This is a genomic window from Tistlia consotensis USBA 355, from assembly GCF_900177295.1.
Classification (GTDB): domain Bacteria; phylum Pseudomonadota; class Alphaproteobacteria; order Kiloniellales; family DSM-21159; genus Tistlia; species Tistlia consotensis.
Window position 1 is genome coordinate 43,552 of record NZ_FWZX01000014.1, and the last position, 13,439, is coordinate 56,990.

Genomic DNA, 13,439 nt, shown 5'->3' on the forward strand with positions numbered 1-13,439 from the left:
GGATCTCGTGATCTTTCCCTGCGATCGCTTAGGGTTCGGTTAACGTCTGTGGCGAGGGGAGGAGTCGTGATGCTGGCCTTGCGTCCGAACTGCGAGCTCTGCGGGCGCGACCTGCCGCCGGCCTCGACCGAGGCGCGGATCTGCAGCTACGAGTGCACCTTCTGCGCCGCCTGCGCCGAGGAGCCGCTGCACAACGTCTGCCCGAACTGCGGCGGTGGGCTGGAGCGGCGGCCGGTCCGGCCGAAGGCGATGCTGGCGAAGCACCCGGCCTCGGGCGAGCGGATCGTCAAGACGCCCGATCCGGCGAAGCTGGCCGACCTCCAGGCGCGCTACCGCGACCTGCCGCCCGAGCGGCGCTGAGGCGCCTGCCGGCGCCTGCCGGCGACAGGCGGTGACAGGCTGCGACACAGCGTTTCCGCGCAGGGGCCTGGACAGCGGGCCGGTCGAGGCGCAGCTATCCGGTCATGACCGACCGCCTGCCCAGCTTCTTCGTCTCCCACGGCGCGCCGAGCCTGCCGCTCGAGCAGGGCAGCCCGGCGCGCGCCTTCCTGGCCGGCCTCGGCGCCGCCCTGCCGCGGCCGCGCGCGATCCTGGTCGTCTCGGCGCACTGGGACACGGCGCAGCCGACGCTCTCGACCGCGGCGCGGCCCGAGACGATCCACGACTTCTACGGCTTCCCCCGCGAGCTCTATGCCCTCGGCTACCCGGCGCCTGGCGCGCCGGCCCTGGCCGAGCGAGCCGCCGGGCTGCTCGCCGAGGCCGGCATCGCGGCGCGGCTGGACCCCGCCCAGGGCCTCGACCACGGGGCTTGGGTGCCGCTGCTGCTGGCCTTCCCCGAGGCCGAGATCCCGGTCGTCCAGCTGTCGGTGCAGAGCCGGCGCGACGCCGCGAGCCACTTGGCGCTCGGCCGGGCGCTCCGGCCGCTGGCCGAGGAGGGCGTGCTCATCCTCGGCTCGGGCGGCGCCGTGCACAACCTGCGCCGGCTGCAGATCGAGCGCGAGCGCACCGCCGGTTGGGCCCAGGCCTTCGAGGACTGGCTGGTCGCCTCGGTCGAGGCCGGCGACGAGGCGGCGCTGGCCGGCTGGCTCGACGGCGCCCCGCAGGCCCGCCTCGCGCAGCCCAGCGACGAGCACTTCCTGCCGCTCTTCGTCGCCCTCGGCGCCGGCGACGGCGGGCCTGGCCGAACCCTCCACCGCGGCTTCGAGCACGGCAGCCTCTCGATGGCGGCCTTCGCCTGGGGGTGACGACGGCGCCGCTTCGCTTCACGCTTCGACAGGCTCAGCATGAAGCGAATTGAGCGATCGTTGAGAGTACAGTCGGCTTTGTCCCGAGCTTGCCGAAGGGCGAAGGCGGAAGGGCTTACCGACTCACCGTCGCACGCCGCCCGAGCCCGACCAGCGCCACGACCAGCACGGCGAAGCCCAGGGTCATGGGGCCGATCGGCCGGGCCAGGACCAGCCAGACGAAGACCAGGGTCACGAAGGGCTGCAGCAGCTGCAGTTGGCTGACCCGCGCGACGCCGCCGAGCGCGAGGCCGCGGTACCAGGCGAAGAAGCCGGCCAGCTGGCTGATCAGTGCGACGTAGAGGAAGCCGCTCCAGGCGGCCGGCCCGATCGGCTCAGCCGGCTGCGCCAGCAGGTCGCGGCCGGCCAGCGGCAGCAGGATCGGCAGGCTGAGCACCAGGGCCCAGCAGATCGTCTGCCAGCCGCCCAGGCTGCGCGCGACGCGGGCGCCCTCGGCATAGCCCAGGGCGGCGAGGGCGATGGCGGCGAGCAGGGCGAGGTCGCCCCAGGCGAGATGCAGGCCGCCCGACGGATTGTCCCAGAGGGCGAAGGCGACGACCGTGGCGCTGCCGGCCGCGGCAGTCAGCCAGAAGGCGGGCGAGGGGCGCTCGCGCTGCAGCAGGGCGCCGCAGGTCGCCGTCGCCAGCGGCAGGATGCCGAGGACCACCGAGCCGTGCGCCGGCTCGACCGTGCGCAGCGCCCAGGTCATCAGCAGGGGGAAGCCGAAGACGACGCCGGCCGCGGCCAGGGCCAGGCCGCGCAGCTCGTCCCGGCGCGGCAGGCGCTGGCGGAAGGCCAGCAGCAGCAGGCCGGCGACCAGGCCGGCCAGGGCGGCCCGGCCGAGCGCCACGAAGCCGGGCGAGAAGGCGTGGAGCGCCAGCACGGTCGCCGGCACGGTGCCGGAGAAGGCGAGCACGCCGAGCAGGCCGAGCCCGAGCCCCAGGCCTTCGCGTCGCGTGCCGTGGAGCGCCGCACTGGTCATGGCGCGATCCTGGCCGTCCGCTAAGTTCCTGGAAAGTCTTGCTTTTTCACCAAGACAAGAAAAAGGGCCCCGGCCGGTCGGCCGGGGCCCTCGGCATTGTCGCTCGGCGCGCCGTCAGGCGTCGGCGCGGACCTCGACGCCCTTGGTCTGCAGCAGCTCCTGCAGCTCGCCGGACTCGAACATCTCGCGGATGATGTCGCAGCCGCCGACGAACTCGCCCTTGACGTAGAGCTGCGGGATCGTCGGCCAGCTCGAATAGTCCTTGATGCCCTGGCGCAGGCCCGGGTCCTCGAGGACGTTGATGCCCTTGAACTTGACGCCCAGGTGACTCATCACCTGGACCACGGCGGCCGAGAAGCCGCACTGCGGAAAGACCGGGGTGCCCTTCATGAAGAGCACCACGTCGTTCTCGGTGACGTCGTCTTTGATCCGCTGGAAGACGGGGTTGTCCATCGCTTGATCCTTCAATCTTGCCCGGCTGCGGGCGGCGTGCCGCGCGGCCTGCTGTTCTGTGGTTCGCTCAGTCGGGTGCCGAGGTCTGCAGGGCGAGGGCGTGCAGCTCGCCGCCCATGCGGCCCTGCAGGGCCTGGTAGACCATCTGGTGCTGCTGCACGCGCGTCTTGCCCTTGAAGGCCGAGGCGCTGACGTAAGCGGCGTAGTGGTCGCCGTCGCCGGCCAGGTCCTCGATGCGGACCTCGGCTCCGGGGATGCCCTCCTTGATCATCTTCTCGATCTCGGCGGGGTTCATCGGCATGGAACAGCATCCTCCCAGTGACAGGAGCCGCGGTCAGGACCGCCGTTACTCGGCAGCCAGCTCCGCGGCCATGTAGGCCGGCAGCCAACCTTCGTGCGCGCGCCGCAGGCTCGCCACCGAGATGGCGCTGCCGTCGGACAGTTTCAACGCGTCGCCGCCGGTCTCGCCGACCCGGACGGCCGGCACGCCGGCCGCTTCGGCCGCCGACAGAATGGCATCGGCATCGCGCACCGCCAAGAGATAGCGCCCCTGGTCCTCACCGAACAACCATGCGGTTTTCGGGGTCTCCCCGGGCACGTCCAGCGCGCAGCCGACCGTGCCGGCCAGCGCCATCTCGGCGGCGGCGACCAGCAGGCCGCCGTCGGAGAGGTCGTGGCAGGCCGAGACCCGGCCTTTGGCGATCAGCGCGAGCAGCAGCTCGCCGGCCGCCCGCTCCGCCTCCAGGTCGACCGGCGGCGGCGCGCCCTCCTCGCGGCCCTCGATCTCCCTGAGATAGAGCGACTGGCCGAGCTCGCCGCGGGTCCGGCCGAGCAGCACCAGCGCCAGGCCGGCCTCGGCCAGGCCGGCGCCGGGGATCCTGGCGACGTCCTCGACCAGGCCGATCGCGCCGATCGTCGGGGTCGGCAGGATCGCCTTGCCCTCGGTCTCGTTGTAGAGCGAGACGTTGCCCGAGACGACCGGGGCCCCGAGGGCGCGGCAGGCCTCGCCCATGCCCTGCAGGCAGCCGACCAGCTGGCCCATGATCTCCGGCTTCTCGGGATTGCCGAAGTTGAGGTTGTTGGTGACCGCCAGCGGCCGGGCGCCGACGGCGTAGAGGTTGCGGCAGGCCTCGGCGACGGCCTGGCGGCCGCCCTGGACGGGGTCGGCCAGGCAGTAGCGCGGCGTGCAGTCGACCTTGGCAGCGAGGCCCTTCTTGCCGCCCCCGCACTCGGCGGGCAGGCGCACCACGCCGGCATCGGCGCCGGGGCGGACCACGGTGTTGCCCATGACCAGGTGGTCGTACTGCTCCCAGATCCAGCGCCGCGAGGCGAGGTCCGGGCAGCCGATCAGGGTCTCCAGGGCCTCCAGCGGGTCGCGCTCGGGCAGCGAGGCCGGGTCGAGCGGCGGCGGGGGCGTCGTCGGCGTCCAGGGCCGGTCGTACTCCGGCGAGGCCAGGGCCAGCGGGTCGATCGGCAGCTCGCCGGCGACCTCGCCGTGCCAGCGCAGGACCATCTTGCCGGTCTCGGTCAGCCGGCCGATGACCGCGAAGTCGAGGTCCCACTTCTCGAAGATGCCGCGGGTCAGCTCCTCGCGCCCGGGCTTGATCACCATCAGCATGCGCTCCTGGCTCTCGGAGAGCATGATCTCGTAGGGCGTCATGCCCTCCTCGCGCAGCGGCACGCGGTCGAGGTCGAGCTCGACGCCGACGCCGCCCTTCGAGGCCATCTCGAAGGAGGAGGAGGTCAGACCCGCCGCGCCCATGTCCTGGATCGCGACGATCGCGTCGGTCGCCATCAGCTCCAGGCAGGCCTCGATCAGCAGCTTCTCGGTGAAGGGGTCGCCGACCTGCACGGTCGGCCGCTTCTCCTCGCTGTCCTCGCCGAACTCCGCCGAGGCCATGGTCGCGCCATGGATGCCGTCGCGGCCGGTCTTCGAGCCGACGTAGACCACCGGATTGCCGGCGCCGGCGGCCGCCGAATAGAAGATCCGGTCGGCCGGCGCCAGGCCGACGGTCATGGCGTTGACCAGGATGTTGCCGTTGTAGGCCGGGTGGAAGTTGACCTCGCCGGCGACCGTCGGGATGCCGACGCAGTTGCCGTAGCCGCCGATGCCGGCGACCACGCCGGAGACCAGGTGGCGGGTCTTCGGGTGGTCGGGCGAGCCGAACCTGAGCGCGTTGAGGTTCATGATCGGCCGCGCGCCCATGGTGAAGACGTCGCGCAGGATGCCGCCGACGCCGGTCGCGGCACCCTGGTAGGGCTCGATGAAGCTCGGGTGGTTGTGGCTCTCGATCTTGAAGATCGCCGCCATGCCGTCGCCGATGTCGACGACCCCGGCGTTCTCACCGGGGCCGCAGATGACCTGGGGGCCCTGGGTCGGCAGCTTCTTCAGCCAGACCTTCGAGGACTTGTAGGAGCAGTGCTCCGACCACATGACCGAGAAGATGCCGAGCTCGACCAGGTTGGGCTCGCGGCCCATGATCTCCAGGACCTTCCGGTACTCCTCGGGCTTCAGGCCGTGCTCGGCGACGATCTCCGGGGTGATCCCGGGGGTCTTGGTCGTGTCGGTCACGCGAGCGCCTCCGCCAGGCCGTGGAACAGGGCGCGGCCGTCGGTGCCGCCGTGCAGCGGATCGGTCGCGTCCTCGGGGTGGGGCATCAGGCCGAGCACCGTCTTGGTCTCGTTGAAGACGCCGGCGACGTTGTCGAGCGAGCCGTTCGGGTTGGCCTCCTCGGTCGTCCGGCCCTCGCCGTCGACGTAGCGGAAGGCGATGCCGCCGCTGTCCTCCAGGCGCTTCATGGTATCGGCGTCGGCGAAGTAGTTGCCGTCCATGTGGGCGCAGGGCACGGTCATGCGCTGGCCGGCTTCCATGGCGCCGGTGAACAGCGTCTGGGCGTTCTCGCAGCGCAGGGTGACGTTCTTGCAGACGAAGCGCAGCGAGGCGTTGCGCATCAGCGCGCCGGGCAGCAGGCCGGCCTCGGTCAGGATCTGGAAGCCGTTGCAGACCCCGAGCACCGGCACGCCCTTCTCGGCGCGGCGCCGGACCTCGGCCATCACCGGGCTGCGCGCCGCCATGGCGCCGGCGCGCAGGTAGTCGCCATGGCTGAAGCCGCCGGGCAGCACGATGAGGTCGACCTCCGGCAGCTCGGTGTCCTTGTGGAAGACCAGGGCCGGCTTCTTCCCCGAGGCCTGCTCCAGGGCAGCGACCATGTCCATTTCCCGGTTCGATCCGGGGAAGACGATGACGGCGGATCGCATGGCGGGCGCCCTCAGTCGGTCAGTTCGATGGCGTAGTTCTCGATCACCGTGTTGGCGAGCAGCTTGCGGCACATCTCGTCCAGCGCGGCCTCGGCCCTGGCGCGGTCGGTCTCGGCCAGCTCCAGCTCGATGACCTTGCCCTGGCGGACCTCCTCGACGCCCTGGAAACCGAGCGCGCCGAGGGCATGATGGATCGCCTTGCCCTGGGGGTCGAGCACCCCGGGCTTGAGGGTGACGTGGACTTTCGCCTTCATGGGCAGGGGTTCCGTCTCGGCTGGCCTGGAGGAGTTGCGCGGAACCTAACCGTGAGACGGATTCCAGGCAATGCACTGGCGCGTGCGTCGCCGGCATGTGCGGGATGTTCCGGCGGCACCCCGTCCATCCCGACTCTCTCAGCCCGTCATCCCCACGGAAGTGGGGATCCAGAGAACGAAGTCGGCGGCGCGGGCCGTCGGCCGTCCATGCTTACGACGCCTTCCTCTGGATCCCCACTTTCGTGGGGATGACGAAATGGGAAGGGACGACGGCGGCCGAGGCAGAGGGAGGCGGCGGCCGCTACCGCTCCTCACCCGACCCGGAACATCCCCGTCATCCCGGCCATCATGTGCTCGGGGATGTGGCAGTGGAACAGCCAGTCGCCGGGGTTGTCGGCGACGAAGGCGACCTCGACGGTGCCGTCCGGCCAGGCGATCACCGTGTCGTGCCAGATGCCGCGGATCTCCGGCGCGCCGTCGCGTGCGATGAGCTTGTAGTGGTGGCCGTGCAGGTGCATCGGGTGCGGGAAGGCCGTGCGGTTCTCGATGACCAGGCGGTAGCTGCGGCCGAGCCTCAGCTCGCCGAGCAGCGGATGCTCGCCGTCGCCGGCGACGACGCCGTTGAGCGCCCAGACCTTGCCGCGCTCGGCCAGCGCGCGCAGGCCCATGGTCTTGCCGCCCAGCGTCGCCTCGCCCATGCCGCCCATGGCGCCGCCCTCCAGCACGATCGCGATCGTCTCGGCGGAGCCGAGGTCCGGCTCGGCCAGCGGGTTTGCCGGCAGCGCCATGGGGGCGGGCAGGGCGCTCGCGCGCAGCGGCGCCTCGTCCGCGTAGGCGATGTCGAGCAGGCGGTAGGCGTCGCGCGGATAGGCGTCGTCGACGACCTCGAAGCGCGCGCCGGGCCGGCCGGTCAGGTCGACGACCAGGTCGAGGCGCCCGGCCGGCGGCAGCAGGACGCGGCCATTCTCGGCCAGGAAGGGCGTGCAGGGCTGGCCGTCGACGGCGACGACCCAGGGCGCGTGAGCCTCGAACCTGAGGGCGAAGAAGCGGGCGTTGGCGGCGTTGAGCAGCCGCAGGCGCACGCGCTCGCCGGCGGTGACCGGCCAGGCCTCGGGGATCACGCCGTTGAGCGTCACGGTGTTGCCGATCCGCCCGCCGTGGCTGAGGTCCATCATGCTCGCCATCGGCTCGGCGATCCGGGCCTCCTTGGTCAGCCGCCAGTCGTCGAGCAGCCAGGTCTCCTCCCGGTCCACCCGCAGGGTCCCGGCGGTCGGCGTCGCCTCCTCGACGATCAGCGGGCCGGCCAGGCCGCGCGCGCCCTGCTCGGCCGAGTTGGCGTGGGAGTGGTACCAGAAGGTGCCGGCGTCGGGTGCCTCGAAGGCGTAGTCGAAGCTGCCGCCGGGCTCGACCGCCGCCTGGGTCACGCCGGGCACGCCGTCCATGGCGTTGGGCAGCCTGAGGCCGTGCCAGTGCAGCGTCGTCGGCTGCGGCAGGCCGTTCTCCAGCCGCACGTCCAGGCGCTCGCCCTGGCGCAGCCTGAGCGTCGGACCGGGGATCAGCCCGTCGTAGCCCCAGACCGCGGTCTTCGGATAGGACGGGCCGACCAGCTGTGCCTCGGCCGGCTGCGGCCGGATGACGCGGGGCGCACCGGCACGGGCGAGGCCGGGCGGCAGGGCGGCCAGCGCGCTGACGCCGGCGAGACCTTTCAGGACGCTCCGCCTGCTGCGTGACTCGATCATGGCCGGCAGGATAGAGCATGATCGCCGTCCGCCGCAGAGGAACAAGCGCGTGAGCCATCCGGCCTTCCGAGAGATCCGTGCCCGGCCGTCGCGGCTGGAGGAGGCGGCGCCGGTCTTCGACGCCCGCTTCCGCGCCGAGTTCGCGGCGCTGCTGCGCTGGCGCCGCGACGTCCGGCGCTTCCGCCGCGATCCGGTGCCGCCGGCGATCGTCGAGGCGGCGCTCGACCTCGCCTGCCTGTCGCCCTCGGTCGGCAACAGCCAGCCCTGGCGCTTCGTCGCCGTCGAGAGCGAGTCGGCGCGCGAGGCCGTGCGCGCCAACTTCCGCACGGCCAACGCCGAGGCCCTGGCCGCCCAGGCGAGCGAGCGCCGCGCGCTCTACGCCTCGCTCAAGCTGGCCGGCCTGGAGGAAGCGCCGGTGCAGCTCGCCGTGTTCTGCGACGAGGCGACGCGCCAGGGCTTCGGCCTCGGCCAGGCGAGCATGCCGGAGACCCGGCGCTACTCGGTGGTCCAGGCGGTGCAGACCTTCTGGCTGGCGCTGCGCAGCCATGGCGTCGGGCTCGGCTGGGTCTCGATCCTGGAGCCGCGCTCCGTGGAACGCGATCTCGCCGTCCCTGACGGCTGGCGCTTCGTCGCTTATCTTTGTGTCGGCTGGCCCGAGCAGGAGACGGCGGTTCCGGAGCTGGAGCGCGCGCGCTGGCAGGCACGGACCGGGCTCGGCCGGCAGGTGCTCAAGCGCTAGCCGGCGGACGGCAGGCAGACTGGGGAGGCTCCAAGGCCATGGCGAACGGCAACAGGCTCATCATCCCGGCTCTCGGCGGGCTCTACGGCGCGCTGGCACCGCTCGCCGACCTGATCGTGCGGGTCACGGTCGGCTTCCTGCTGATTCCGCACGGCTCGCAGAAGCTGTTCGGCCTGTTCGGCGGCGGCGGGCTGGAAGGCACGGCGCAGTTCCTGGCCAGCACCGGCTTCACGCCGGGACTGTTCTGGGCGGTGCTGATCGGCTGCACCGAGTTCTTCGGCGGGCTCTGCCTGGTGCTCGGCCTGCTGACGCGGCCGGCGGCCGCGGCCGTGACAGTCTTCATGGCCGTCGCGGTCTTCCACCACTGGCCGGTCTGGTTCTGGCCCCAGGGCGGCCTGGAGATGCCGCTGCTCTGGGGCCTGATGGCGCTGTCGATCCTGATCAGGGGCGGCGGACGCTTCTCGCTCGACGCGGCGATCGGCCGGGAGTTCTGACGGCAGGCGCGGTCGCCGACGCGCCCCTACTGCATCGCCTTCGGGCCCTTGAGGTCCATCGGGCCGGCCTCGGGCAGGACGCCGAGGCGGCGGGCGACCTCCTGGTAGGCCTGCTCGACGTTGCCGAGGTCGCGGCGGAAGCGGTCCTTGTCGAGCTTCTCGTTGGTCTGGACGTCCCAGATACGGCAGGAGTCCGGGCTGATCTCGTCGGCGAGCACGATGCGCATCTGCTCGTCCTCCCAGAGCCGGCCGAACTCGACCTTGAAGTCGACCAGCTTGAGGCCGACGCCGAGGAACAGGCCCGAGAGGAAGTCGTTCACGCGCAGCGCCAGCTGCAGCATGTCGTCGATGTCCTGGGTCGCGGCCCAGCCGAAGGCGGTGATGTGCTCCTCGGTGACCAGCGGATCGCCGAGCTCGTCGTTCTTCAGGTAGTACTCGACGATCGAGCGCGGCAGGCGCGTGCCCTCCTCCAGCTTGAAGCGCTGGGCGAGAGAGCCGGCGGCGACGTTGCGCACGACGACCTCGATCGGGATGATCTCGACCTCGCGGATCAGCTGCTCGCGCATGTTCAGCCGGCGCACGAAGTGGGTCGGCACGCCGACCTCCTCGAGCTTCAGCATCAGGTACTCGGAGATGCGGTTGTTGAGCACGCCCTTGCCGGTGATGACGCCCTTCTTCTGGGCGTTGAAGGCGGTGGCGTCGTCCTTGAAGTACTGCACCAGGGTGCCCGGCTCGGGACCCTCGAAGAGGACCTTGGCCTTGCCTTCGTAGATACGTCTGCGTCGCATGTTGTTTCTCTGAGATAGGGCGGGAGCGCGCGTTTCGCCGCGCCTGGCTGCAACCGCCGGGGGGACCTGATCAGGCGGGTATATAGCAGTGGGGCCGGGTCAAAACAATGACGGCCCCCGGGCGGGACCCCGGGCGCACGGCGCGGCGGCGGGCGCGCTCAGCCGCGCCTGAAGCAGCCCTCGACGTGGTCGTCGACCAGGCCGGCGGCCTGCATGAAGGCGTAGACGATGGTCGGGCCGACGAAGCGGAAGCCGGCCTTCTTGAGGCGCTTCGACAGCGCCTCGGCCTCGGGCGTCACGGCCGGCACCTCGGCCATGGTCTTCGGCCGCCGGACCAGCGGGCGGCCGTCGACCGCCTCCCAGACGAAGGCCGAGAAGCCGCCGGGATGGCCCTCCTCCAGGCGCAGCCAAGCCCGCGCGCCGTCGATCGTCGCCTCGATCTTGCCGCGGTGGCGCACGATGCCGGGGTCGCCGAGCAGGCGCTCGACCTCGGCCTCGCCGAAGCCGGCGACCGCTTCGGGATCGAAGCCCGCGAAGCCGGCCCGGAAGGCCTCGCGCTTCCTCAGGATGGTGATCCAGGCGAGCCCGGCCTGGAAGCCCTCGAGGCTGAGCAGCTCCCAGAGCGCCCGTGGATCGCGTTCCGGCACGCCCCACTCCGCGTCGTGATAGGCGGCGTAGAGCGGATCGTCGCCGCACCAGGAGCAGCGGGTCAGGGGCATGGGGTGGGCTTCCTCGGTTGCAGAGTGTCAGCGATCGTACTGCCTTTGTTCCGACAGGACGTCAAGCGTCCCAACAAGGCCATTCCCCTCTCTGCCCCTCTGGGGCGGAGAGGGCGTGCGGTGGAGGCTCGGGGTACCCGCGTCCGCCTGACCCTGCCTAGCCGGCGGCGAGCAGCGCCTTCAGCTTGACGACCTCGCGACAGCGGGCGAGGCCCGGCCAGACGACCAGCGTCGCCTCGTGGTGGGGCGCGAAGGCCGCGCCCAGGGCGATCGGCTCGGCGTGCATCCCGGGGTAGGGGCCGGCGCCGGGCCTCAGCAGCGCGTCCAGGCTGCCGTCGAGCAGCTCCGCCAGGTCGTCGGTCCGGGTGATCCGGAGGAAGTCCGCGGCGCGCCCGGTCCCGGCGATCCCGGCCAGCTTGCGCTCCGGATCCGCCGCCAGGCCGGGCGAGACGCCGAGCCGCAGCGGCCGCGCCTTGAGCGAGCGGGCGACCAGGTCGCCGGCCTTGGAGAGATGCTCGAAGGCCTTGCTGACCTCGGGCAGCAGCGTCTCCCCGTGTCCGGTCAGGACCAGGTGGCGATGGAGCCGCCGGAACAGCGGCACGCCCAGGGCCTGCTCCAGGCGCTTGACCTGCTGGCTGACGGCGCCGGGGGTCACCGACAGCTCCTCGGCGGCCCGCTTGAAGGACAGGTGGCGGCCGGCGGCCTCGAAGGCGCGCAGGCCGTTCAATGGCGGCAGGCGGTAGCTCATGGCAGCGAGACTAGCTGCGGCCGTGCCGGGCATCACGATAGAAAAGCTGTCGCAAGCACCCAGAAAGCATCGTTTGAGCCATCCGTCCGGGACGGGCACAAGCGACGGGACATCCAGACCGCGAGGAGATCCCATGGAAAAGCGTCCGATCAACGCCGACGATGCCTTCGTCCCGACCAGCGGCTACGTCCAGGCGATGGCGATCAGCGGCCACAGCCGCCTGCTCTTCGTCAGCGGCCAGATCCCGGTCGCAGCGGACGGCCGGGTGCCCGAGGGCTTCGAGGCACAGTGCCGCCTGGCCTGGCGCAACGTCGAAGCGCAGCTGAAGGCGGCGGGGCTCGGCCTCGACAACCTCGTCCTGCACCGCACCTATCTCGCCGACCGGCGCCATGCGCTCGACAACCGCAGGATCCGCAGCGAGATGCTCGGCGGGCGCGAGACGGCGACCACCGTCGTGATCGCCGGCATCTTCGACGAGGCCTGGCTGCTCGAGATCGAGGCGATCGCGGCCGCCTGAGGACGCATTGGAGCTCGTCGACCGTGCTGAAGCTCGACCACATCACCGTCATCGCCCCGACGCTGGCCGAAGGGGTGGCGCACGTCCGGAGCTGCCTCGACCTCGACGTGCCCTTCGGGACACGCCACGCCTACATGGGCACCCACAATCACCGGCTCAGGCTCGGCAGCGATGTCTATCTCGAGATCGTCGCGCTCGACCCGGACGGTACCGCTCCCGCCCGGCCGCGCTGGTTCGGTCTCGACGATCGAGAGAGGGTCAGATCGGACTGGGACGAAGGCCGGCGCCTGCGGGGCTGGGTCGCCGGCACGGACGCGATCGCTTCCTTCCTTGCGAGCCGTCGTGCCGTCTTCGGCGACCGGGTGCCGCTTCCGGTCGCCGATCCGACCTTCGACTTCGCCATTCCCGAGGATGGCTCGCTGCCCCTCGACGGCGCGGCTCCCTCGATCATCGATCGCCGGGGCGAACCCGAGGCGATGGCCGCGATTCCCGATCGCGGCGCGCGCCTCCGGTCGCTCACCCTCGAACATCCGGACCCCGTGGCCATCGAGGCGCTCTATCGCGAGCTCTCGATCGATCGCCCGCCCGCGATCATCCCGGGGCCCAAGGTCCGTTATCGGGCAGAGATCGAGACACCGACCGGATTGAAGGAGCTGACCTGAGGCTAGCCGTCGGCCAGCGGGACGTACCAGTCCTGGGGCAGGCCGGCCTGCTGCCGCCCCGCCTCGTTGAAGGGGCGCTTCAGCTGGCCGCGGAAATGCTTGCGGACCAGGGCCTGCCAAGTTGGCGCCGGCTCGAGGCCGCGCCTCTCGCAGAGCCACTGGAACCAGCGGCGGCCGATCGCGACGTGGCCGATCTCCTCGTCGTAGATGACCTGCAGGGCGGCGGCCGAGTCCGCGTCGCCGACGGCCTGGAGCTTCTCGATCATCGCCGGCGTCACGTCGAGGCCGCGCGCCTCCAGCACCAGGGGCACGACCGCGAGGCGGGCCAGCAGGTCGTGCTTCGTCTCCAGCGCCGCCTCCCAGAGGCCGTCGTGGGCCGGCAGGTCGCCGTAGGCGGCGCCGAGCGCGGCCAGGCGGTCGGCGAGCAGCTCGAAGTGCCTGGCCTCCTCGTCGGCGACCTGGACCCAGTCGTCGTAGAAGTCCCGGGGCAGGTCCTCGCCGGTGAAGCGGGCGACGATGTCCCAGGCGAGGTCGACGGCGTTGAGCTCGATGTGCGCCAGGGCGTGGAGCAGCGCGATCCGCCCGGTCGCGCCGGGGCCGATCCTGCGCTTCTTCACGCGGGTCGCCGGCAGCAGCTCCGGCCGATCCGGGCGGGCCGGTCGGTCGGGCGGCGCGGCGCTGCCGATCTCGTGGATCCGCAGCGCCCGCCAGTCGGACGCGATCGCCAGGCTGCGCCGCACCTTGCGCTCCGGCTCCGCGACGTCGAGCACGGCCAGGGCGGCGCCGGCCAGGGCGAACTGCAT

At 71.8% G+C, this 13,439-nt stretch carries 17 protein-coding genes; 6 read left to right on the forward strand and 11 right to left on the reverse strand.

What is annotated here, in order from left to right; genetic code table 11:
• Positions 1 to 69: 69 nt before the first annotated feature.
• Positions 70 to 360, forward strand: a complete 291-nt coding sequence (locus B9O00_RS16850; RefSeq protein ID WP_085123870.1) for a DUF1272 domain-containing protein — start codon at positions 70 to 72, stop codon at positions 358 to 360.
• Positions 361 to 464: 104 nt separating this feature from the next.
• The gene (locus B9O00_RS16855; RefSeq protein ID WP_085123871.1) at positions 465 to 1,244 is read left to right on the forward strand and encodes a DODA-type extradiol aromatic ring-opening family dioxygenase; all 780 of its coding nucleotides are present in this window, start codon (positions 465 to 467) and stop codon (positions 1,242 to 1,244) included.
• A 115-nt stretch (positions 1,245 to 1,359) separates the two neighbouring features.
• On the opposite strand, the gene B9O00_RS16860 is transcribed toward B9O00_RS16855, so the two are convergent.
• The 7 genes from B9O00_RS16860 to B9O00_RS16890 form a co-directional block, all read right to left on the reverse strand.
• A complete protein-coding gene (locus B9O00_RS16860; protein WP_085123872.1) occupies positions 1,360 to 2,265 on the reverse strand; it encodes a DMT family transporter in 906 nt (301 codons plus the stop codon).
• A gap of 114 nt (positions 2,266 to 2,379) precedes the next feature.
• Complete coding sequence (gene grxD, locus B9O00_RS16865) at positions 2,380 to 2,718, reverse strand: Grx4 family monothiol glutaredoxin (RefSeq protein ID WP_085123873.1); 339 nt, start codon at positions 2,716 to 2,718, stop codon at positions 2,380 to 2,382.
• 67 nt (positions 2,719 to 2,785) lie between these two features.
• Complete coding sequence (locus tag B9O00_RS16870; RefSeq protein ID WP_085123874.1) at positions 2,786 to 3,019, reverse strand: BolA family protein; 234 nt, start codon at positions 3,017 to 3,019, stop codon at positions 2,786 to 2,788.
• A 45-nt stretch (positions 3,020 to 3,064) separates the two neighbouring features.
• Positions 3,065 to 5,290 (reverse strand): phosphoribosylformylglycinamidine synthase subunit PurL, encoded by a 2,226-nt coding sequence (gene purL, locus B9O00_RS16875; protein WP_085123875.1) that lies wholly within the window; start codon positions 5,288 to 5,290, stop codon positions 3,065 to 3,067.
• Positions 5,287 to 5,976 carry a phosphoribosylformylglycinamidine synthase subunit PurQ gene (gene purQ / locus B9O00_RS16880; protein WP_085123876.1) on the reverse strand — a complete coding sequence of 230 codons (690 nt, stop codon included), beginning with the start codon at positions 5,974 to 5,976 and terminating at the stop codon, positions 5,287 to 5,289. The genes purL and purQ overlap by 4 nt, the downstream gene beginning before the upstream one ends.
• An 11-nt stretch (positions 5,977 to 5,987) precedes the next feature.
• Positions 5,988 to 6,230 (reverse strand): phosphoribosylformylglycinamidine synthase subunit PurS, encoded by a 243-nt coding sequence (gene purS, locus B9O00_RS16885; RefSeq protein ID WP_085123877.1) that lies wholly within the window; start codon positions 6,228 to 6,230, stop codon positions 5,988 to 5,990.
• Between the two features lie 311 nt (positions 6,231 to 6,541).
• Positions 6,542 to 7,969, reverse strand: a complete 1,428-nt coding sequence (locus B9O00_RS16890) for a multicopper oxidase family protein (RefSeq protein ID WP_085123878.1) — start codon at positions 7,967 to 7,969, stop codon at positions 6,542 to 6,544.
• A 49-nt stretch (positions 7,970 to 8,018) separates the two neighbouring features.
• On the opposite strand from B9O00_RS16890, the gene bluB reads away from it, so the two are divergent.
• Both bluB and B9O00_RS16900 read left to right on the forward strand, forming a co-directional pair.
• Positions 8,019 to 8,708 (forward strand): 5,6-dimethylbenzimidazole synthase, encoded by a 690-nt coding sequence (gene bluB / locus B9O00_RS16895; protein WP_235017146.1) that lies wholly within the window; start codon positions 8,019 to 8,021, stop codon positions 8,706 to 8,708.
• Between the two features lie 38 nt (positions 8,709 to 8,746).
• Entirely contained in the window at positions 8,747 to 9,202 is a 456-nt protein-coding gene (locus tag B9O00_RS16900; RefSeq protein ID WP_085123880.1) for a DoxX family protein, read from the forward strand.
• A gap of 26 nt (positions 9,203 to 9,228) precedes the next feature.
• Here the strand turns inward: B9O00_RS16900 and purC are convergent, their stop codons facing one another.
• From purC to B9O00_RS34150, 3 genes are all read right to left on the reverse strand, one after another.
• Positions 9,229 to 9,990, reverse strand: a complete 762-nt coding sequence (gene purC / locus B9O00_RS16905; protein WP_085123881.1) for a phosphoribosylaminoimidazolesuccinocarboxamide synthase — start codon at positions 9,988 to 9,990, stop codon at positions 9,229 to 9,231.
• Positions 9,991 to 10,148: 158 nt separating this feature from the next.
• Positions 10,149 to 10,709: a DNA-3-methyladenine glycosylase I gene (locus B9O00_RS16910; RefSeq protein WP_085123882.1), complete on the reverse strand. Its 561-nt coding sequence runs from the start codon at positions 10,707 to 10,709 to the stop codon at positions 10,149 to 10,151.
• A gap of 157 nt (positions 10,710 to 10,866) precedes the next feature.
• The gene (locus B9O00_RS34150; protein ID WP_085123883.1) at positions 10,867 to 11,457 is read right to left on the reverse strand and encodes a LysR family transcriptional regulator; all 591 of its coding nucleotides are present in this window, start codon (positions 11,455 to 11,457) and stop codon (positions 10,867 to 10,869) included.
• A gap of 133 nt (positions 11,458 to 11,590) precedes the next feature.
• Here B9O00_RS34150 and B9O00_RS16920 point away from each other — a divergent pair, with 133 nt between their 5' ends.
• Together B9O00_RS16920 and B9O00_RS16925 are read left to right on the forward strand one after the other, a co-directional pair.
• Positions 11,591 to 11,974, forward strand: coding sequence for a RidA family protein (locus tag B9O00_RS16920; RefSeq protein WP_085123884.1), 384 nt, complete (start codon positions 11,591 to 11,593; stop codon positions 11,972 to 11,974).
• A 23-nt stretch (positions 11,975 to 11,997) separates the two neighbouring features.
• Positions 11,998 to 12,636: a VOC family protein gene (locus tag B9O00_RS16925; protein WP_085123885.1), complete on the forward strand. Its 639-nt coding sequence runs from the start codon at positions 11,998 to 12,000 to the stop codon at positions 12,634 to 12,636.
• 2 nt (positions 12,637 to 12,638) lie between these two features.
• Here B9O00_RS16925 and B9O00_RS16930 read toward each other — a convergent pair whose 3' ends face one another.
• Positions 12,639 to 13,439 (reverse strand): ferritin-like domain-containing protein, encoded by an 801-nt coding sequence (locus B9O00_RS16930; RefSeq protein WP_085123886.1) that lies wholly within the window; start codon positions 13,437 to 13,439, stop codon positions 12,639 to 12,641.